This window comes from Azospirillum doebereinerae (assembly GCF_003989665.1).
GTDB classification, from domain to species: Bacteria; Pseudomonadota; Alphaproteobacteria; order Azospirillales; family Azospirillaceae; genus Azospirillum; species Azospirillum doebereinerae.
The window spans coordinates 112,754-131,235 of the sequence record NZ_RZIJ01000005.1 but is presented as its reverse complement, the minus strand read 5'-3'; the positions used below and the strand labels follow the sequence as shown (position 1 = coordinate 131,235).

Annotated in this window: 20 protein-coding genes and 1 tRNA gene; 15 read left to right on the top strand and 6 right to left on the bottom strand. The window is 69.7% G+C overall.

Annotated features, from left to right (window positions below; translation table 11 throughout):
- Positions 1 to 101: 101 nt before the first annotated feature.
- From EJ913_RS08655 to EJ913_RS08640, 4 genes are all read left to right on the top strand, one after another.
- On the top strand, positions 102 to 620 hold the full coding sequence (locus EJ913_RS08655) for a hypothetical protein (RefSeq protein ID WP_126996795.1): 519 nt from the start codon (positions 102 to 104) through the stop codon (positions 618 to 620).
- A 68-nt stretch (positions 621 to 688) separates the two neighbouring features.
- Positions 689 to 1,606 carry a sulfite exporter TauE/SafE family protein gene (locus EJ913_RS08650; RefSeq protein WP_126996793.1) on the top strand — a complete coding sequence of 306 codons (918 nt, stop codon included), beginning with the start codon at positions 689 to 691 and terminating at the stop codon, positions 1,604 to 1,606.
- Positions 1,606 to 2,373 carry a TIGR02186 family protein gene (locus tag EJ913_RS08645; protein WP_126996791.1) on the top strand — a complete coding sequence of 256 codons (768 nt, stop codon included), beginning with the start codon at positions 1,606 to 1,608 and terminating at the stop codon, positions 2,371 to 2,373. Before EJ913_RS08650 ends, EJ913_RS08645 begins: the two co-directional genes overlap by 1 nt.
- A 67-nt stretch (positions 2,374 to 2,440) precedes the next feature.
- Entirely contained in the window at positions 2,441 to 2,938 is a 498-nt protein-coding gene (locus EJ913_RS08640) for a universal stress protein (protein ID WP_126996789.1), read from the top strand.
- Positions 2,939 to 2,977: 39 nt separating this feature from the next.
- On the opposite strand, the gene nth is transcribed toward EJ913_RS08640, so the two are convergent.
- Positions 2,978 to 3,625 (bottom strand): endonuclease III, encoded by a 648-nt coding sequence (nth, locus tag EJ913_RS08635; RefSeq protein ID WP_126996787.1) that lies wholly within the window; start codon positions 3,623 to 3,625, stop codon positions 2,978 to 2,980.
- A 326-nt stretch (positions 3,626 to 3,951) separates the two neighbouring features.
- Between nth and EJ913_RS08630 the strand changes: the two genes are divergently transcribed.
- Positions 3,952 to 4,383 carry a hypothetical protein gene (locus EJ913_RS08630; RefSeq protein WP_126996785.1) on the top strand — a complete coding sequence of 144 codons (432 nt, stop codon included), beginning with the start codon at positions 3,952 to 3,954 and terminating at the stop codon, positions 4,381 to 4,383.
- Positions 4,384 to 4,431: 48 nt separating this feature from the next.
- Positions 4,432 to 4,959: a DUF2244 domain-containing protein gene (locus tag EJ913_RS08625; protein WP_126996783.1), complete on the top strand. Its 528-nt coding sequence runs from the start codon at positions 4,432 to 4,434 to the stop codon at positions 4,957 to 4,959.
- 28 nt (positions 4,960 to 4,987) lie between these two features.
- Here EJ913_RS08625 and EJ913_RS08620 read toward each other — a convergent pair whose 3' ends face one another.
- Positions 4,988 to 5,449, bottom strand: coding sequence for a low affinity iron permease family protein (locus EJ913_RS08620; protein WP_126996781.1), 462 nt, complete (start codon positions 5,447 to 5,449; stop codon positions 4,988 to 4,990).
- A 107-nt stretch (positions 5,450 to 5,556) separates the two neighbouring features.
- On the bottom strand, positions 5,557 to 7,893 hold the full coding sequence (locus EJ913_RS08615; RefSeq protein WP_126996779.1) for a mechanosensitive ion channel domain-containing protein: 2,337 nt from the start codon (positions 7,891 to 7,893) through the stop codon (positions 5,557 to 5,559).
- A gap of 146 nt (positions 7,894 to 8,039) precedes the next feature.
- Between EJ913_RS08615 and EJ913_RS08610 the strand changes: the two genes are divergently transcribed.
- Positions 8,040 to 8,738, top strand: coding sequence for a sulfite oxidase-like oxidoreductase (locus tag EJ913_RS08610; RefSeq protein ID WP_126996777.1), 699 nt, complete (start codon positions 8,040 to 8,042; stop codon positions 8,736 to 8,738).
- A gap of 67 nt (positions 8,739 to 8,805) precedes the next feature.
- Positions 8,806 to 8,882, top strand: a tRNA-Arg gene (locus EJ913_RS08605).
- Between the two features lie 79 nt (positions 8,883 to 8,961).
- Here the strand turns inward: EJ913_RS08605 and ybaK are convergent.
- The gene (gene ybaK / locus EJ913_RS08600; RefSeq protein WP_185909717.1) at positions 8,962 to 9,444 is read right to left on the bottom strand and encodes a Cys-tRNA(Pro) deacylase; all 483 of its coding nucleotides are present in this window, start codon (positions 9,442 to 9,444) and stop codon (positions 8,962 to 8,964) included.
- Positions 9,445 to 9,632: 188 nt separating this feature from the next.
- On the opposite strand from ybaK, the gene EJ913_RS08595 reads away from it, so the two are divergent.
- Positions 9,633 to 10,196: a helix-turn-helix domain-containing protein gene (locus EJ913_RS08595; RefSeq protein WP_126996775.1), complete on the top strand. Its 564-nt coding sequence runs from the start codon at positions 9,633 to 9,635 to the stop codon at positions 10,194 to 10,196.
- A 21-nt stretch (positions 10,197 to 10,217) separates the two neighbouring features.
- Here EJ913_RS08595 and folE read toward each other — a convergent pair whose 3' ends face one another.
- Positions 10,218 to 10,874, bottom strand: coding sequence for a GTP cyclohydrolase I FolE (gene folE / locus EJ913_RS08590; RefSeq protein WP_126996773.1), 657 nt, complete (start codon positions 10,872 to 10,874; stop codon positions 10,218 to 10,220).
- A 109-nt stretch (positions 10,875 to 10,983) separates the two neighbouring features.
- Positions 10,984 to 11,376 (bottom strand): Co2+/Mg2+ efflux facilitator ApaG/CorD, encoded by a 393-nt coding sequence (apaG, locus tag EJ913_RS08585; protein ID WP_126997106.1) that lies wholly within the window; start codon positions 11,374 to 11,376, stop codon positions 10,984 to 10,986.
- A 551-nt stretch (positions 11,377 to 11,927) separates the two neighbouring features.
- Here apaG and EJ913_RS08580 point away from each other — a divergent pair.
- The 6 genes from EJ913_RS08580 to lnt all read left to right on the top strand — a co-directional run bounded on the left by EJ913_RS08580 (position 11,928) and on the right by lnt (position 18,468).
- Positions 11,928 to 12,548 carry a GNAT family N-acetyltransferase gene (locus tag EJ913_RS08580; RefSeq protein WP_126996771.1) on the top strand — a complete coding sequence of 207 codons (621 nt, stop codon included), beginning with the start codon at positions 11,928 to 11,930 and terminating at the stop codon, positions 12,546 to 12,548.
- Positions 12,549 to 12,710: 162 nt separating this feature from the next.
- Positions 12,711 to 14,108 (top strand): tRNA (N6-isopentenyl adenosine(37)-C2)-methylthiotransferase MiaB, encoded by a 1,398-nt coding sequence (miaB, locus tag EJ913_RS08575; protein WP_126996769.1) that lies wholly within the window; start codon positions 12,711 to 12,713, stop codon positions 14,106 to 14,108.
- Positions 14,105 to 15,145 carry a PhoH family protein gene (locus EJ913_RS08570; protein WP_404322635.1) on the top strand — a complete coding sequence of 347 codons (1,041 nt, stop codon included), beginning with the start codon at positions 14,105 to 14,107 and terminating at the stop codon, positions 15,143 to 15,145. The genes miaB and EJ913_RS08570 overlap by 4 nt, the downstream gene beginning before the upstream one ends.
- Positions 15,145 to 15,687, top strand: a complete 543-nt coding sequence (gene ybeY / locus EJ913_RS08565) for an rRNA maturation RNase YbeY (RefSeq protein ID WP_126997102.1) — start codon at positions 15,145 to 15,147, stop codon at positions 15,685 to 15,687. The genes EJ913_RS08570 and ybeY overlap by 1 nt, the downstream gene beginning before the upstream one ends.
- Positions 15,684 to 16,646 carry a hemolysin family protein gene (locus EJ913_RS08560; RefSeq protein WP_126996767.1) on the top strand — a complete coding sequence of 321 codons (963 nt, stop codon included), beginning with the start codon at positions 15,684 to 15,686 and terminating at the stop codon, positions 16,644 to 16,646. Before ybeY ends, EJ913_RS08560 begins: the two co-directional genes overlap by 4 nt.
- 220 nt (positions 16,647 to 16,866) lie before the next feature.
- Entirely contained in the window at positions 16,867 to 18,468 is a 1,602-nt protein-coding gene (gene lnt / locus EJ913_RS08555; RefSeq protein WP_126996765.1) for an apolipoprotein N-acyltransferase, read from the top strand.
- Positions 18,469 to 18,482 lie beyond the last annotated feature (14 nt).

Below are 18,482 nucleotides of genomic sequence, written 5' to 3'. Positions count from 1 at the left end.
AGGTTCGCCGAGGGTGCCGAATTCGGCACGGTCCTTGCTGATCTCTTCCACACGCACCGCCGAGGCAGCAATCGGCGTGCCAAGCGGAAAGGGAGGCGGACATGGGCGACTCGTTCGGGGCGATCTTCCCCATCGCGGTGGCGATGGGGGTTCTGGCGCAGCTGGCGCTGTGCGCCGTGCGGCGCGGGTGGGAGTCGGTGGCCGGGCTCGACCGTCTGCGCCGGGCGCTGGCCCCGCTACGCGACCGCTGGTCGGTGGAGAACGAGGCCTTCCTCGAAACCCGCCGCCAAGTGGAGGACGCCGAAAAGCGCCTCGCCGCCGCCGAGGCGCGGCTGCGGCAGGTCCAGCGCGAGACCACGGCGCTGGAGCGCACGCCGCCCAGCTTCATCCACACGCTGGGCCAGCCCGGTCCCCGCGTCCGCTCGTTCCGGGGCGAGGTGATGTTCGACCGCAACGGCGCCCACGCGGTCGGCCGCACGGTCAGCCCGGTGTGGCACCGCAACAACCGCATGGTCGTCCACGCCTCCGACCTCGAGGCCGCGCGCCGCGAGGCCGACCGCGTCTTTCCCGAAAAGGGCGGCTTCATGAAGATGTTCGGCACGGCGGCCACGGCGCGCTGACGCGGCTTTCGCCGGCCGGTGGGGTCGGGTAAGCTGCCGCACCTCGATCCAGGCCGGCGCCCCATTCCATGCAAGTCTATCTGCCGATCGCCGAGATGTCGGTCAACGCGCTGCTGGTGCTCGGCATGGGCTGGCTGGTCGGTTTCCTGTCGGGCATGTTCGGGGTGGGCGGCGGCTTCCTGATGACGCCGCTGCTGATCTTCATCGGCGTGCCGCCGGCCATCGCGGTCGGCACCCAGGCCAACCAGCTGGTCGCCGCCAGCGTGTCGGGCGTGCTCGCCCACTGGCGGCGCGGCAACGTCGACGTCAAGCTGGGGGTGGTGATGCTGGGCGGCGGCGTGGTCGGCACCGCCTTCGGCGTCTGGATCTTCGGCATCCTCCAGCGGCTGGGCCAGATCGACATCGCGATCACCCTGTCCTACGTCTTCTTCCTCGGCACCATCGGCGGCATGATGCTGGTGGAGAGCAGCCGCGCCATCGTCCGCCGCCGCGCCCCCACCGCCCGGCGCGGCAAGCTGCACCGCCACATCTGGCTGCATGGCCTGCCCTTCAAGATGCGGTTCCACCGCTCCAAGCTCTACATCTCGGCGCTGCTGCCGGCGGGGATCGGCGCGGTTGGCGGCATGCTGGTGGCGATCATGGGCATCGGCGGCGGCTTCCTGCTGGTGCCGGCGATGATCTACCTGCTGAACATGCCGGCCGGGCTGGTGGCCGGGACCTCGCTGTTCCAGATCATCTTCACCACCGCCGCCGCCACCCTGCTCCAGGCGGCGACCAACCAGACGGTGGACGCCATGCTGGCGCTGCTGCTGCTGATCGGCGGCGTCATCGGCGCCCAGTTCGGCACCAAGGCCGGGACCCGGCTGCGCGGCGAGCAGGCCCGGCTGCTGCTGTCCTGCATCGTCGTCGCGGTGGCGCTGAAGCTGGCCTGGGACCTGTTCTCGCGCCCGGCGGATCTCTTCACCCTGACCATGGGGGCGGGGTGATGGTTTCGGTTGCGAAACGACGCGCCGTCCAGGCCGTGGCGGCGCTGGGCGGGCTGCTGCTGGGCGGTACGGTGGCGGCGAATGTCTGGGCGCAGCAACTCGTCGCCGACCTGTCGAGCCATCTGATCGCCATCACCACCGGCTTCACCGGGACGGAGGTCGTGCTGTTCGGCACCACCGACGGCGCGGGCGACGTCGCCATCGTCGTGACCGGGCCGCGCGGTTCCGCCACCGTCCGCCGCAAGGAGCGGATCGCCGGCATGTGGATCAACACCGACAGCGCCCGGTTCGAGCAGGTGCCGGGATTCTACACGGTGGCGACCAGCCGGCCGCTCGACCAGCTGGTCGGCCGCCCGGTGCTGGAGCGCCACCAGATCGGGCTGCCGCAGTTGCAGCTCGGGCCGCGCGAGACGCTGGACCCGCAGGAGCTGGCGGCCTTCCGCGCCGCGCTGATCCGCAACAAGCAGCGCGCCGGGCTCTACGCGCTGACCTTCGGGCAGGTCGCCTTCCTGGGCGAGCGGCTGTTCCGGACCAACATCTATTTTCCAGCCAACGTGCCGACGGGGTTGTACAATGTCGAAGCCCTGCTGATCCGCGACGGCGAGGTGGTGAGCGCCCAGACCACGCCGCTGGTGGTGTCGAAGATCGGCTTCAGCGCCGAGGTCTACGACATCGCCCGCCACCGGCCGATCACCTACGGGGTGGTGGCGGTGGTCGGCGCGATCGCCGCCGGCTGGGCGGCGGGCGCCGCGTTCCGCCGCGTGTAAAAGGCGGGCCTGTGGGAAGTGGGCCGGCGTCCGAACCGGCCGTGATCCGAACCGAGGGGGGCATGCGATGACCGAGACGACCACGACCGAATCCTCACCGCCGCCGGTGCGCATCTTCCTGGTGGTCGTCGACGACAGCCCGGAACTGAAGGTGGCCCTGCGCTACGCCTGCCTGCGCGCCCGCAAGTCGGGCGGCAAGGTGGCTCTGCTGACCGTGCTGGAGCAGGGCGAGATGCAGCATTGGATGGCGGTGGAGAACCTGATCCGCGAGGAGCAGCGCGGCGAGGCCGAGCAGAAGCTCCAGAAGCTGGCCCGCGAGGTCAACCAGCTGACCGGCACCCTGCCCGCCCTCTACGTCCGCGAGGGCACCGTGCACGAGGAGGTGCTGGCCCTGATCGCGGAGGAGCCCAGCATCTCCATCCTGGTGCTGGCGGCCGGCACCGATCCGGAAGGGCCGGGACCGATGATCTCCTACTACACCGGGCGTGGGCTGGCGCGGCTGCGCATCCCGCTGACCATCGTGCCGGGCGGCCTCAGCACCGAGGCGCTGGACGCGATCACGTAAGTAAGGATAGCGGCGGGGCCATGCCGGGGGCCGCGCCCGTCAGGCGATGATCTTGTCCTTGAAAGCGCAGAGGTCGTTGACCGGGCAGACCGGGCATTCGGGCTTGCGCGCCTTGCAGACGTAGCGGCCGTGCAGGATCAGCCAGTGATGCGCGTGGCGCCGGTAGAGCTTCGGCACCGCCTTCAGCAGCTTGGCCTCCACCGCGTCGGGGGTCTTGCCGGGGGCCAGCCCCGTGCGGTTGCCGACCCGGAAGATGTGGGTGTCGACGGCGATGGTCTCCTCGCCGAAGGCCACGTTCAGCACGACGTTCGCGGTCTTCCGGCCGACGCCGGGAAGCTGCTCCAGCGCCTCGCGGTCCTGGGGGACTTCGCCGCCGTGGCGCTCGATCAGCAGCTCCGACAGGCGGATGACGTTCTTGGCCTTGGTGTTGAACAGGCCGATCGTCTTTATGAAGCCGCGCAGGCCCTCCTCGCCCAGTTCCACCATCCCTTGCGGGGTGGTGACCGTGCGGAACAGCGGCCCGGTGGCCTTGTTGACGCCGACGTCGGTCGCCTGCGCCGACAGCACGACGGCGACCAGCAGCGTGTAGGGGTTGACGTATTCCAGCTCGCTCCGGGGTTCCGGATTGGCGGCGGCGAGGCGGCGGAAGAATTCCTGGACGGCGGCGGGCTTCATGGGCGTCAGCATAGCCGCAAGCGCCCCCTCCGGGCCAGCGTCGCCGCAGGGTTTTGCCCGATGCCCGCGCGGCCGGAAGCCGCACGGTCTCTCAACCATTCGTCGATGCATCGACTTTGGCAGAAATTCGAGGAAATTAAACGAAGAGGGTCAAGAAAACGTCGATTTTCGACAGATTTCGCAAACAGAACGCGCTTTCAACCCTCTCGTCTTTTTGCTATCCGTAGTAGAGACGCCCATTTCGATTGGTCGTTGATTCAGAAACAAGATCGCTTCCGAAACGACCGGGAGCCGGCATGGCGGCGGCAGCGCAGCCGCGACGAGGCGGGAGGCGGACGATGGGGTCTTTTTTTGTCGAGGTGCGGGACTGGGGCCTGCACATCCGCCTTCAGGGCAAGCTGTCCATCGAACGGCGCGACGATCTGGCGCGGCAGATGGAGCATTGGTGCGCCGCCTTCGCTCTCCAGGCGCGGTCCTGGTCCAGCCTGATGGAGTTCGACCATTTCGAGGCCGACGGCTTCCGTTCCGAACGGTTGGTCGAACTGATGCGCCTGGCGCGGGCCTGCGGGCACCAGCGCAGCGCCATCGTGCTGACCGACTGGCGCTGGGCCTCCACCCTGGCCGACGCGATGATCGCCGCCGGCACCGACGACCAGGTCCGCATCTTCGTCCAGCCCGAGGGTTTCGCCGCGCCTTGCGAGAGCGCCATGGACTGGACCCTGCGCGGCGGGGCGTCGTTGCCGCCGCCGTCATCGTCGCGGGCGGCGTAACCGTCCGCGCCTGTTCTCCGCGCGGGCGTTCTCCGCTACCATTCCGGCATGCCCAGCGACGAACCCAAGAGCGATTCCGCAAGCGGCGCGTCCCGCGTGTTCTTCGACGCCATCCTCCACCCGCACCGCAGCCTGGGGCGCGGGGGATTCAAGGTGCTGATGGGCGTGGTCGTCGCGCTCAACCTCGCGGTCGCCGGGGTGCTCGTCGCGTACGGGGCGTGGCCGGTGGCGCCGTTCTGCGGGCTCGACGTGCTGGTGCTGTGGCTGGCCTTCCGCGTCAACTACCGCGCCGCCCGCTCCTATGAACGGGTCCGCCTGACCACGGCCGACCTGACGGTGCAGCGGGTCCACTGGAAGGCGCCGGAACGGCGTTGGACCTTCCATCCTTACTGGCTCCGCGTCAGCCACGACGAGGCGGGCGAGCCGGGACACCCGGTGACGCTGTCGTCGCACGGGCAATCGGTCGGGGTCGGGGCCTTCCTGTCGCCGGAGGAGCGCTCGGCCTTCGCCCGCTCGCTGGACGACGCGTTGCGGGCGTGGCGCCGCCCGCCCTGCCCGCCGGCCCCGGCGGGGTAGAGCGGGTTGTGGAGTCGGCCGTGTCCGCTCAGTCGCGGATGCCCCGTTCGTTCAACTCCTCGTCGACTTCGCGCTCCACCTCGCGTTCCACCGCCCGCTCGACCTTCTCGTCGATCCGGTGGTCGAGGCAATCGGCGGCCTTGGCGAGCTTCTCGAAGCTGCTCTTCACCTTGGCCAGATCCTTGTCCGGCAGGTTCTCCAGATCCATCATCCCGTCGCGGGCGGCCTTGGTGACGCGGATCAACTCGTCGAGCTTCAACTGCATCGCCTGGGTGTCGCGGTTCTGGGCGTTCTGGATCACGAACACCATCAGGAAGGTGACGATGGTGGTGCCGGTGTTGATGACCAGCTGCCACGTGTCGGAGAAATGGAACAGCGGCCCGGTGACGGCCCAGACCAGCACCACGCCGAAGGCCGTGACGAAAGCCCCCGGCCGTCCGGACTGACGCTCCGTCCAGCGGGCGAAACGCGAAAACACTTCAGAACCCATGATGCACTCCGGCCGGCTCGATCCACGGGAACGAAAACACCGTGGACCGCCGAACGTCCCTTTCGGGCGTTCGGCGTAGCCCCGCCAAGCCGGTGTGCGGAATCGGTTTACGAGCCCTGGCTCAGCGCCTCCGCCAGCGCGCGGTCGTGGGCACCCTGCCCGACGACCAGCTGCATCGACTGGGTCGGCATGGTGATGCCCAGCTCGTCGAAACGCTTCTTCATGCGGCGGTTGAACTCGCGCGCCACGCCCCATTGCCGGGTCGGGCGGGTCTTGAACTGGGCCAGGATGATGATGCCGGTGTCCGACAGCTTGTCGACGCCCAGCACCTCCAACGGGTTGAGGATGTCGGCGGCGTAGGGGGCCTCGGCCTGCACCTCGGCGCCGACCTCCTTGAGCACGGCGATGACGCGGTCGGGATCCTCGCGGTTGGCCACCACCACGTTGAAGGCGATCACCGAGAAGTCCTTGCTCATGTTCTTCACCGTGGTCACGGCGCTGAACGGCACGGAATGCACCGCGCCCGACCCGTCGCGCAGGCGGATGGAGCGGATCGAGATCGCCTCCACCGTGCCGGCGTGGCCGCCGCCGACGTCCACCGAATCGCCGACCGACACCGTGTCCTCGAACAGGATGAACAGGCCGGTGATGATGTCCTTGACCAGGGTCTGCGACCCGAAGCCGATGGCCAGACCGACGACGCCGGCGCCGGCCAGCAGGGGGGCTATGTTGACGCCCAGCTCCGACAGGGTGATCAGCGACACCATCGTCACCAGCAGGATCAGGAAGGCGTTGCGCAGCAGCGGCAGCAGGGTCCGCATGCGGGCGCTGCGCTCGATCTTCGTGCCGTTGCGGTCGGTGGAGGCCAGGAAATGCTCGATCATCGCGCTGACCACCTCCCACGCCACCACGGCGCCGGCCAGCAGCAGGCTGATCGAGACCACGCTGCCGACGATGCGCCGGCCGATGGCCGATTCCGCCCAGCCCAGCGTGTCGATGCCCCAGCCGTTCAGCACCACCCCCAGCGCCAGCAGCCAGATCACCGTCTTGCCGAAGCGCTGGACGATGGGCAGGTAGAAATAGGCGCGCTCGTGCAGCTGCGGCATGGTGCCGGTCAGTTCGCGGTTCATGCGCAGGCCGCGCCGCAGCGTGCGGTTCAGCCCGCTGACCAGCAGCCGGGCGACGGCGACCGCCACCACGGTGACGGCGGTGGCGCGGGCCAGATACTCGAACCCGCCATAGACGTTCAGCACCCAGACCCCGAAGGTGACGACCACGTAGAGGATCGCCAGGACGTGCCAGATCTCGGCGAAGCGCCGCCGGGCCGAACGCAGAACGGCGCCCTGCCCTTCCGCCTCGCGTTCCGCGGTGGCGACCGGGTCGCCGTTGCCCGACAGCGGGTTGCCGCGCATCCAGTCGGCGACGTCGGTGCGGTTGCGCAGGATCAGGGTGATCAGCATGCCGGCGATCAGCACGCCCAGCAGCTTCAGGAGCGCCCCGTAGGCCCCCAGCGGCAGGCCCAGCACATAGGCGCCCTCGGCCAGGAAATAGCCGTAGACCGACGCCGCGATCAGCCGGCGGGTCCAGACATAGGCGCGCTTGGCGCCCTCGTCGCTGGTGCGGATCAGCCGCAGGTTGGCGGCTTCGGGCGCGAAGAGCAGGCGCACGCCGATCAGCAGGACCTGCACGATCACCGTGGCGTTGACGACGGCCAGCGCCACCAGCCGCACGCGCGGCCCCGGCTCGGTCACCGACAGGATGGCGTAGGCGACGACGATGAAGGCGACGATCGGCGCCAGCTCCAGCAGGGCGCGACCGAGCAGCAGCGGGATGCGGATCAGCGTCGAGGACACCGGGCGCGAGGCCAGCGCGTGGAGCGGCCGTTTCAGCAGCCACTGGACGCCCCGCCCGACCACCGAGCCGATGGCGAGGATCAGGGCCAGTTGGATGGCGATCTGCACCCAGCGCTCGCGGGCCGAGGAATCCTCGGCCTGCCGCTGCATCCAGGCGATGGCGCCCGGCAGATCGGCGAAGACGTTGGCGACCTGCACCAGCTGGCGGCTGACCACGTCCATGCGCTGGGCCAGGAAGGACAGCGCGCGGGCGCCCAGCGTGTCCGGCAGGGCGGATTCACCCTCCGACGCCTTGGCGATGGTCAGGCCCTTCTGCGCCGCGACCAGGGCGCGAAGCTGTTCGACCAGCCGGGTCCGCGCCTCGGGGTTCTCCAGGGTGGAGACCATGGCTTCCAACTGCTGGATCGTCGGCTCGCCCGCCGCGACCGCCGCCTCGGCGGGGGCCGGCGTGGCGGCCGCGACCGGCGCGGCACCCGCTGCGGGCGCCGCCGCGAAGACGGGCTGGGACAGGCCGCAGAGCGAGGCCAGAAGAAGCAGGGCGGCCAATCCGCCGCGAAGGCGGGCCGACCAGCGGTCTCGTGCGACAGGCATTCCGTACCGATCCATCTACAGCTTCACCAAGGCTCCGGGAAGTTAGTCCTCCTGTCCGCGCTTGCCAACCCGACCGGCCGGTCCTTTTTTAAGCCCTGGGCCTGGAGACGTCCTTTGCTCCGGCCTTCACCGCAGCGAGGACACCCATGGCCGACATTCCCCCCACCACCCCCGACGAGGCGCCCGATCCCGGCAGCGAGGGCGCCGTCCGCCCCAAGCTGGTCGCCGCCAAGGAGCAATGGGCGCGCGACGGCCGGGCGCTGACCGGCCACGCCGCCGACCCGGCCCGCGACCGCCTGCCGCCCGGCCAGAGGCTGGTGGAGGATTGGCCGGTGCTCGACCTCGGCGTCACGCCGGGGGTGACGGAGCGAAGCTGGGGCCTGACCGTGGACGGGCTGGTGGAAAACCCGCTGCGCTGGCGCTGGGACGATTTGCTGGCCCAGCCGCAGGAGCGCTTCGTCTCGGACATCCACTGCGTCACCACATGGTCGCGCTACGACAACGCCTGGGAGGGGGTGGGCGCCCGCCATCTGCTGGCGCTGGCCCGGCCCAAGCCCGACGCGCGTTTCGTCGTCTTCCATTCGTCGGACGGCTACACGACCAACGTGGCGCTGGCGGATTTCGACGCCGACGATGTGCTGCTGGCGACGCGCTGGGAGGGGCGGCCGATCAGCCGCGAGCACGGCGGCCCGGTCCGCGTCGTGCTGCCCAGGCTCTATTTCTGGAAGAGCGCCAAATGGGTGAAGCGGATCGAGCTGCTGGCCGAGGACCGCCCCGGTTACTGGGAGGTTCGCGGCTATCACAACCACGCCGACCCGTGGACCGAGGAGCGCTATTCCGACTGAGTCCGGGTGGCGGCGGCGTGTCTGCACGGTTGGCATCCCGCGTCAAAGCCGCTATGTTCTGCGCAGTGGCCCCGTAGCTCATCTGGATAGAGCACAAGTTTCCTAAACTTGGGGCAGCAGGTTCGAGTCCTGCCGGGGTCACCAGCGCCTTTCAGCGTTCATCCTTACCGCTTCAGGGCCGCCTTGCTCGGGCGGAACACCGCCTCGGCGGCGCGCCCAATCCCTACCCCGCCGTGATCGCGCAGACCGTCGCCTTGGTCGCGCGCGCCAGACCGGCCGGGGCCAGCACGATCTGCAACCCGCGCCGGCCGCCGTTCACCACCATTTCCGGCAGGGCGTCGGCGCTGGAATCGACGAAGGTCGGCAGGGCCTTCTTCTGGCCCAGCGGGCTGATGCCGCCCACCATGTAGCCGGTCGTCTTCTCCGCCAACGCCGGGTCGGCGAGGTCGGCCTTCTTCGCCTTGGCCGCCGCCGCGATGGCCTTCAGGTCCAGCTTTGCCGCCACCGGGATCACCGCGCAGGCCAGCCCCTTCGGCTCCAGCTGGACGATCAGCGTCTTGTAGACGACCGTCGGATCCAGCCCCAGGGCGGAGGCGGCGTGCAGGCCGATGGCGTCGGCCGAGGGGTCGTAGTCGTACTCCATCAGGCGGAAGTCGATGCCCGCCGCCTTCGCGGCGTTGACCGCCGGTGTCACCTTCGCCGCCATGGCCCGGACCAATCCCACGAGAATGCAAGGGGCCGGAAGCTTAGCAGAGGGACCGGCGGCGATGCACCCCGTTCGGTGCCACGATTTTGCCGAAATTGCGCGTCGCCTCATGCCAACGCGCGTTGGACAGCGCGGCCCGCCGCCGTGATTCTTGCGAACCGTTCCTAACCCCCTCGCCTGGGAGCCCCATGGTCCCCCGTATCTTGCTGATCGTCGACGACACGCCCGTTCTGGCCGCAAGGCTGCGCGATGCGGTTCCGGTCAGCCACGCCTACCTCGCCGAGGACCGCGACTCAGCGCTCGACCTCCTGCGCCGGCACAAGCCGCCGGTGATCCTCCTGCCGATCGGAGAGCCGGAGACCGAGGCGCTGGCCACCCTGTCGCGCCTGCTGGCGGAGGCCCCGTCCACCAAGATCGTCGCCCTGACTCCGGCCGACCGGCGGATCCTGGCGGTGCGGGCGGTGGCGCGCGGCGCGCACGACGTGTGCAGCACGCCGCTGGACGTGGAGGAGCTGGTGGCGGCGGTCCGCCGGGCCTTCCAGCGCGCCGATCTGGAGCAGGAGGGCCGCCGGCTGGTCGACCAGGACGCGCCGCCGCCGCTGCGGGTGCTGCGCGACGACATGGAGCGCCGCGCGATGCTCGACGCGCTGGCGCGGGCGGGCGGCAATTTGTCGGCCACGGCGCGGTTGCTGGGCGTCAGCCGGCCGACGCTCTACGCCTTGATGAAGCAGCACGGGGTGCGGACGGAGTGACGCCCGCGTCCCAAGTAAGGATCACTCCGCGCGGGAGACCGGGTTGCCGATCATGGTCAGGAACTCCCGCCGGGTCGACGGGTCGGTGCGGAAGGCGCCCAGCATGCGGCTGGTCACCATGGTGACGCCGGTCTTGTGGATGCCGCGCGTCGTCATGCACTGGTGCTGCGCCTCGATGACCACCGCGACGCCTTCGGGCTGCAACACCTCGTCGATGGTGTTGGCGATCTGGGCCGTCATCTTCTCCTGGATCTGCAGGCGCTTGGCGTAGGCCTCGACCAGCCGGGCCAGCTTGGAGATGCCGACCACCCGGCGCCGCGGCAGATAGGCGACGTGCGCCCGGCCGACGATCGGCACCATGTGGTGCTCGCAGTAGGATTCGACGCGGATGTCGCGCAGGATCACCATCTCGTCGTAGCCGTCGGTCTCCTCGAAGGTGCGCTGGAGGATCGCCACCGGGTCCACGTCGTAGCCGGCGAAGAACTCCTCGTAGGAGCGCACCACCCGGTCCGGCGTGCCGGTCAGCCCCTCGCGCTCGGGGTCGTCGCCGGCCCAGCGCAGCAGGGTGCGGACCGCCTCCTCGGCCTCGGCGCGGGACGGGCGCCGGTCGTCGGGCGCGCGGAGACGCTGGAGGCCGCGAAGCTTGGTCTCGGCGGGCGGAAGCGTGGGAGCCGTCACGGGGAAAAACCTTTCGATGGCGGAAGGACCGGCCGCCGGTTGCGGCCGCGTCCGGTGCCGGGCCTCATGAAAAGGCGGAGATAGCGCCGGTCCGGGGACTGTCAAGCGGTCAGTTCAGCCGCATGGGCTGGTGCGGGCTGTCCAGCGAGAAGGCCGGGATCGCCACGTCGAACGCGCCGCCCTGGACCGACTCCATGCTGTAACTGCCCGCCATGATGCCCGATGGCGTACCGAGCGGCGTGCCGCTGGTGTATTCGAAATGGCCGCCCGGCTCCAGCACCGGCTGCTCGCCGACGACGCCCGGCCCGCGCACCTCCTGCACGCGGCCCATGGCGTCGGTGATGCGCCAATGGCGGCTGCGGAGCTGCACCGTCTCCTTGCCCTCGTTCTCGATGCGGACGTGGTAGGCCCAGACGTAGCGGCCCTCGGCCGGGGCCGACTGGTCCTCCAGGAACACGGGCTGGACGGTGACGCGGATGGCGCGGGTGACGGCGGTGTACATGGATTTGGCTTGCATCGCGAATCGCTGATGCCCACCAGCATAAAGGCGGCAATCGGGCGCTGTCCAGACGCGGCGGGCGACCCGCTCCGGAGAGGATCGTTTTAGGACACGGATGAACACGGATCAGAAATCCTGTGTTCATCCGTGCGCCGGCAAAGCCGGCATCCGTGTTCATCCGTGTCGAAAATTGGTCGCGAAACCCTTTTCGACGCTGGCGGAAACACTGTTGCGCTTCCCCGCCGCCGGTGCCGGAAAACCACGCGCGCAGAGTGATGCAGTCATGCGTTCCCCCCGTGCCAACCCGGTCTTGCCGAGGGGGGGTGTCGATGATATATGCGCAAGTCCCAGCAACGGCCGATGAGCCCACCACATGTCCCGTTCGCACGCCCTTCGCATCCGACGACGGAGCCTCGCACCGCAACACGCGGGTGCGGCCGTCCTTGGGTCGCGTGCGAACGCCGAAGGCACCGAAGGGACCTGATCCCTCGAAGCCCCGGCGACGGCGCGACCCGCTCTGAGAAGACCTTCTTCCGACCGGGAGCCATCGCAGCATGATCATCACCGTCGAACAGCCCAAGCACGCCGCCGCCATCGAAGCCCTGCTGGACGCGTCCTTCGGCCCCGACCGCTTCCAGAAGACCGCCTACCGACTGCGGGACGGCGTCGACTCGATCCCCGAGCTGAACCTCGTCGCCATCGAGCACGACGAGCACGGGAACGAGATCCTGGAAGGCACCATCCGCTACTGGCCGATCACGGTCGGCGGCACGACCTCCCTGCTGCTCGGCCCCATCGCGGTGGCCGGGCGCCTCCAGGGCGGCGGGCTGGGCAGCAAGCTGATCCGGATGAGCCTGAACAAGGCCATCGCCCACGGCCACAAGTCGGTCATCCTGGTCGGCGACGCCCCCTATTACGAGCGGTTCGGCTTCTCCCGGTCGCTGACGCTCGGCATGCAGATGCCGGGTCCGGTGGACATGAACCGGCTGCTGGGTCTGGAACTGGTCGAAGGCGCGCTGGACGGCGTGTCCGGCATGATCGGCCCGGCCGAGGCGACCGCTCCGGTGCTGCCGGGCGTGGCGGAAACGGCGGCGCCGCTGTCTTTTCTCTTCGCCCGGCCCTGGCCTCGGATGGGACGGGAGCGGATGTGGGCCGACGCCACCAACGCCGCGTGACGGCGAAACGGCACCTTAAGAACAGCGGGGCGGACGAACGTTGACTCCGTTCGCCCCGCCCATGCTACCATCGCGAAAGGAGCGGCCCCGGAAGACAGGCGCCGCGCGCGCCACGCCGTGCCGCGTGAGCGCGCTATTCGCTTTTGTGCGGAAGGGAGCGGGTTGAGCAAGACGCTGTTCATCAAGACCTGGGGTTGCCAGATGAACGTCTACGACTCCGCCCGCATGGCGGATGTCCTGGCTCCGCTGGGTTACCGTCCGGTCGAGGAGCCGGACGGCGCCGACATGGTGATCCTCAACACCTGCCACATCCGCGAAAAGGCGGCCGAGAAGGTCTTCTCGGAACTCGGTCGGCTGCGCATCCTGAAGGACGAAAAGGCGACTGCCGGAAACGGCCGGATGATCCTCGCCGTCGCCGGCTGCGTCGCCCAGGCCGAGGGCGAGGAGATCGTCGCCCGCGCCCCCCAGGTCGACATGGTCTTCGGCCCGCAGACCTACCACACCCTTCCGGAGATGGTCGCCAAGGCGACCCGCGCCACCGGCAGCGTGCTGAACACCGATTTCCCGGCCGAGTCCAAGTTCGACCACCTGCCCGAGGAATCGAACAGCCAGGGTGTCTCCGCCTTCCTGGCGGTGCAGGAGGGCTGCGACAAGTTCTGCACCTTCTGCGTCGTCCCCTACACCCGAGGCGCCGAGTTCTCGCGGCCCGCCGCGCAGATCGTTCTGGAAGCGAAACGGCTGGTGGCCGGCGGCACGCGCGAGATCAGCCTGCTGGGCCAGAACGTCAACGCCTGGCACGGCGACGGGCCGGACGGCTCGACCTGGGGCCTCGGCCGGCTGATCCGTGAACTGGCGGAGATCGACGGGCTGGCGCGCATCCGCTACACCACCTCGCACCCGCGCGACATGGACGACGACCTGATCCGCGCCCATGCCGAGGTGCCGCAGCTGATGCCCTACCTGCATCTGCCGGTGCAGGCGGGGTCGGACCGCATCCTGGCGGCGATGAACCGCAAGCACACCGCCGACGACTACCGCCGCGTGGTCGACCGGCTGCGCGCGGTGAATCCGGATCTGGCGCTGTCGGGCGACTTCATCGTCGGCTTCCCCGGCGAGAGCGACGCCGATTTCGCCGCGACGCTGAAGCTGGTGAGCGACGTCGGCTACGCCCAGGCCTACACCTTCAAATACAGCCCGCGCCCCGGCACCCCGGCGGCGCTGGAGGGCAGCCAAGTCGCCGAAGAGGTGAAGGAGGCCCGGCTCGCCGCGCTCCAGCAGCTCATCGCCGCCCAGCAGGCCGCCTTCAACCACGGCTTCGTCGGCCGCACCATACCGGTGCTGTTCGACCGGGTCGGGCGCCGCGACGGGCAATTGCACGGGCGCAGCCCGTGGATGCAGTCGGTCCACGCCGTGGCGGACGAACGGTTGCTGGGCCGCATCGTCGAGGTCCGCATCGACGAGGCGCGGCCCAACAGCCTCGGCGGCACCGTGGTGACCGGCGAACACATTTCGACGCCGCAGGGCATGCGGCGGGTTCCTTCCCTGGAGGCAAGCGCTTGAACGGTCAGCCCGATCGGCGAATCGACGTTCAATTCGACGACAACCGGCTTCTGCCGATGCTGTACGGGGAGCACGACCGCCACCTCGCCCGCATCGAGACTCTGCTGGGCGTCTCCCTGATCTCGCGTGGCAACACGCTGACCGTCTCCGGTCCGCCCGATGCCGCCGACGCGGCCAAGGCGGTGCTGGATTCCCTGTACGAGCGCCTGACCCGCGGCCAGCCCGTCGGCAGCGGCGAGGTGGACGGCGCCGTCCGCATGGCGACCGCCCCCGCCATCGTCGAGGAGACCCGCCCGGCCGGCAACGGCCCCGGCGGCGGCATCCTGCGCGCGGAGATCGCGCTGCGCACCCGCAAGCGCGGGGCGATCACCCCGCGCTCGCCGATGCAGGCGGCCTACCTCCAGGCGCTGTCGGAAAGCGAGCTGGTCTTCGGGCTGGGTCCGGCCGGCACCGGCAAGACCTATCTGGCGGTGGCGCAGGCCGTGGCGCTGCTGACCACCGGCCAGGTCGACCGCATCGTCCTGTCGCGCCCGGCGGTCGAGGCCGGGGAGCGGCTGGGCTTCCTGCCCGGCGACCTCAAGGAGAAGGTCGATCCTTACCTGCGCCCGCTCTACGACGCGCTGCACGACATGCTGCCGGCCGAGCAGGTGAAGAAGCGCCTGGAATCCGGCGAGATCGAGATCGCCCCGCTCGCCTTCATGCGCGGCCGGACCCTGGGCAACGCCTTCGTCATCCTGGACGAGGCGCAGAACACCACGCCGATGCAGATGAAGATGTTCCTGACCCGGTTGGGCGAGGGCGGGCGGATGGCGGTGACCGGCGACATCACGCAGATCGACCTGCCGTCCGGCACCCGGTCGGGGCTGCGCGACGCGCTGGACATCCTCCAGGGGGTCGAGGGCGTGCGCTTCGTCCACTTCACCGACGCCGACGTGGTGCGCCATCCGATGGTCGCCCGCATCATCCGCGCCTACGACCGGGCCGAAGCCCAGCGTCTTGCCCCGCGCAACGGCGCCACTGGGGAAAGGGCGTCGTGATGGCCGTCGACGTCACCGTGTCCCGCGAGGCGGGCGACTGGGCCGAGAACGCCGAGTGGCTGGCGGAAAAGGCCGCGCTGGCGACGCTCGCCGCCATCTACGACGCGGAGGACGGCCCGGCCGAACTCTCGGTCGTGCTGGCCGACGACGCGCTGGTGCAGCAGCTCAACCGCGACTACCGCGGCAAGGACAAGCCGACCAACGTGCTGTCCTTCGCCCTGACCGAAGCCGAGGAGCCGGAGCCGGAGGAGGGCGTGCCCGTCCTGCTGGGCGACGTCATCCTCGCCTTCGAAACGGTGCGGCGCGAGGCCGCCGAACAGAACAAATCCCCCGACGATCACCTGACCCACCTTGTGGTGCATGGCGTTCTGCATCTGCTGGGGTATGATCACGAGACGGACGACGAGGCCGAGGAGATGGAGGCGCTGGAGACCCGGCTGCTCGCCAGCTTCGGCATCGCCGATCCGTACGCAACCAACCGCCTTCCGCCGGACGACCCGGCGGAAACGGAACCGACCAACCACGAACCGCCGGACCGATGAGCGAGATATCCGACAGTCGCACGCCCCGTGAGGACGGGGCCGAAGACCAGCATTCCCTGGGCCACCTGTTCAAGGGGTGGCTCCGCACCGTCTGGGGCGGGCGCGCCGATTCGACGCTCCGCGCCACGATCGAGGAATTGATCGTCGACCTGGGCGAGGACGAGGAATCGGTGGGAGCGGGCGAGCGCGCGCTGCTCACCAACATCTTGAAGCTGAACGGGCGCACCGTGGCCGACGTCATGGTGCCGCGCGTCGACATCGTCGCGGTGGAGATCGACACGCCGCTTCCGGCGCTGGTCCAGAAGGTCGCCGAGGAGGGGCATTCCCGCCTGCCGGTGTACCGCGAGACGCTCGACGACGTCATCGGCGTCATCCACATCAAGGACGTGCTGAGCCTGATGGCGCGCAAGGCGCTGGGACCGGCGTTGGGGGGCCAGGCACTGGACGGCGCTGCGCTGGCCGACGACCTGAAGGGCATCGTCCGCGACGTGAAGATCGTGGCGCCCTCCATGCCGGTGCTCGACCTGCTGGTGCAGATGCGGCAGAGCCGCCGCCATCTGGCTTTGGTGGTGGACGAGTTCGGCGGCATCGACGGCCTCGTCACCATCGAGGATCTGGTCGAGGAGATCGTCGGCGAGATCGAGGACGAGCACGACGAGGACGCCGCACCGCGCCTCTTGGAAAAGCCCGACGGCAGCCTGATCGTTGACGCCCGCCTGCCCATCGAGGAGTTCGAGCGGCGGGTCGGCCCGGTCCTGACCGAGGACGAGCGCGAGGAGATCGACACGCTGGGCGGTCTGGTCGTCTCGCTCGCCGGCCGCGTACCGGCGCTGGGTGAACTGCTGACCCACCCGTCGGGGCTGGAGTTCGAGATCGTCGAGGCGGATTCCCGCCGCCTGAAGCGCCTGCGCGTGCGCAACGCCCCGGCCAACGGCGTGAAGCTGGCCGAGACGGCGTAACGTCGGCTTCGATGCCCCCACCCTGACCCTCCCCCGCTGGGCGGAGGAGGGGATGGACATTGGATGTTCGTGAGGGGCCAACCGTCCCCCTCCCCCGCCCAGCGGGGGAGGGCCGGGTTGGGGGCAACCCGCTTCACCACCTTACCAAACACTTGGCGCCCTCCCCCCGCCGCCCCACCTATGGCGCGCCGTTCCCGCAGCCTGCCGGAGTTCCCTGCTCTTGACCGCCACCGACACGCTGCCCGTTCCGGCCCGGTTGGGCCGTGTTTCCGCGCGCCTTGCCTCCCTCACCGGCTGGCGGCGGTTGGCCGTGGCGGCGGCGCTGGGGGGGCTGGCGACCTTCGCCCTGCCCCCGGCCTACACCCTGCCCGTCCTGCTCGTGGCCTTTCCTGGACTGGTGTGGCTGCTGGACGGCGCCGGCACCGGCCGGCGGGCCTTCGCCATCGGCTGGTTCTTCGGCTTTGGGCATCATGTGCTGGGGCTGTACTGGATCAGCGCCGCGCTGTTCACCGACATCGAGCGCTTCTGGTGGGCGCTGCCGCTGTCGGCGGTCGGATTGCCGATCCTGCTGGCCATGTTCAGCGGCACCGCCGCGTGGCTGTTCCACGCGCTGCGGGCGCGCGGCTTCGGCGGCGGGCTGGCCAAGCCGCTGCTGTTCGCGTTCTGCTGGGCGCTGCTGGAATGGTTGCGCGGGCACGTCCTGACCGGCTTTCCCTGGAACCTGATCGGCTATGGCTGGGTCGGGGTGCTGCCGGTGCTGCAAAGCGTCTCGCTGGTCGGCGTCTACGGCCTGACCCTGCTGACCGTGCTGGTCGCCGCCCTGCCCGCCGCCCTGCCCGATCCCGGCCTCGCGCCGCGCCGCGCCGCGACGGCGCTGGTCGCCGGGCTGGCGCTGTTCGCGGCGCTCGGCGGCTGGGGCGCGTGGCGGCTCGCCGGCGCGTCGGACGAGACGGTCCCCGGCGTGCGGCTGCGTCTGGTCCAGGCCGCCATCGACCAGCGCCTGAAATGGGCGCCGGGCGAGCGCGAGAAGAACGTGCAGCTCCACATGAACCTGTCCGCCGCCCCGCCCGTCTCCCCATCGGCCGAACCGGTCACCCATGTGATCTGGCCGGAGACCGCCGTTCCCTTCTTCGTCGACGGCGACGCGCGGATCCGGCAGGCGCTGGCCTCGGTCATTCCCTCGGGCGGGTTGCTGATCACCGGGGCGCCGCGCAGCGCCGTCGACGCGGAGGGGGAGCGGCGCTACCACAACAGCCTCGTCGCGCTGGACGGCAGCGGCGCCGTGGAGGGGGTTTTCGACAAGTTCCACCTCGTGCCCTTCGGAGAATACATGCCCCTGCGGCGCTGGATGCCGGTCGGCGCCATCGCCGGCAACGGGGCGGAGTTCTCGCCCGGTCCCGGCCCGACCACGCTGCGCCTGAAGGGCCTGCCGCCGGTCAGCCCGCTGATCTGCTACGAGGGCATCTTCCCGGGCGCGGTGGTGGACGAGGCCGATCGTCCGCAGTGGTTGCTCAACCTGACCAACGACGCGTGGTACGGCCGCACCGCCGGCCCCCACCAGCACTTCGCCATCAACCAGGTGCGCGCGGTGGAGGAAGGTCTGCCGCTGGTGCGTGTTGCCAATACGGGTATTTCCGGTCTGGTGGACGCCTACGGACGTGTGACACACTTTCTCAGTCTTGGTGAGCGCGGTTTCATCGATACCTCGTTGCCGAAAGCAACGGATGGCATCACGCCTTACGCCCGTTTCGGCGATAGGATGTTCGGGCTAATGCTTGTTGGTTGTTTGCTTGGATCGTTGATCCCTCGATATCACCGTTGACTAGAAACGGGGCG

Coding starts and splice junctions, on each gene's coding strand:
- EJ913_RS08655 (WP_126996795.1), top strand. CDS start 102: ATGGGCGACTCGTTCGGGGCGATCTTCCCCATCGCGGTGGCGATGGGG.
- EJ913_RS08650 (WP_126996793.1), top strand. CDS start 689: ATGCAAGTCTATCTGCCGATCGCCGAGATGTCGGTCAACGCGCTGCTG.
- EJ913_RS08645 (WP_126996791.1), top strand. CDS start 1,606: ATGGTTTCGGTTGCGAAACGACGCGCCGTCCAGGCCGTGGCGGCGCTG.
- EJ913_RS08640 (WP_126996789.1), top strand. CDS start 2,441: ATGACCGAGACGACCACGACCGAATCCTCACCGCCGCCGGTGCGCATC.
- nth (WP_126996787.1), bottom strand. CDS start 3,625: ATGCTGACGCCCATGAAGCCCGCCGCCGTCCAGGAATTCTTCCGCCGC.
- EJ913_RS08630 (WP_126996785.1), top strand. CDS start 3,952: ATGGGGTCTTTTTTTGTCGAGGTGCGGGACTGGGGCCTGCACATCCGC.
- EJ913_RS08625 (WP_126996783.1), top strand. CDS start 4,432: ATGCCCAGCGACGAACCCAAGAGCGATTCCGCAAGCGGCGCGTCCCGC.
- EJ913_RS08620 (WP_126996781.1), bottom strand. CDS start 5,449: ATGGGTTCTGAAGTGTTTTCGCGTTTCGCCCGCTGGACGGAGCGTCAG.
- EJ913_RS08615 (WP_126996779.1), bottom strand. CDS start 7,893: ATGCCTGTCGCACGAGACCGCTGGTCGGCCCGCCTTCGCGGCGGATTG.
- EJ913_RS08610 (WP_126996777.1), top strand. CDS start 8,040: ATGGCCGACATTCCCCCCACCACCCCCGACGAGGCGCCCGATCCCGGC.
- ybaK (WP_185909717.1), bottom strand. CDS start 9,444: ATGGCGGCGAAGGTGACACCGGCGGTCAACGCCGCGAAGGCGGCGGGC.
- EJ913_RS08595 (WP_126996775.1), top strand. CDS start 9,633: ATGGTCCCCCGTATCTTGCTGATCGTCGACGACACGCCCGTTCTGGCC.
- apaG (WP_126997106.1), bottom strand. CDS start 11,376: ATGTACACCGCCGTCACCCGCGCCATCCGCGTCACCGTCCAGCCCGTG.
- EJ913_RS08580 (WP_126996771.1), top strand. CDS start 11,928: ATGATCATCACCGTCGAACAGCCCAAGCACGCCGCCGCCATCGAAGCC.
- ybeY (WP_126997102.1), top strand. CDS start 15,145: ATGGCCGTCGACGTCACCGTGTCCCGCGAGGCGGGCGACTGGGCCGAG.
- EJ913_RS08560 (WP_126996767.1), top strand. CDS start 15,684: ATGAGCGAGATATCCGACAGTCGCACGCCCCGTGAGGACGGGGCCGAA.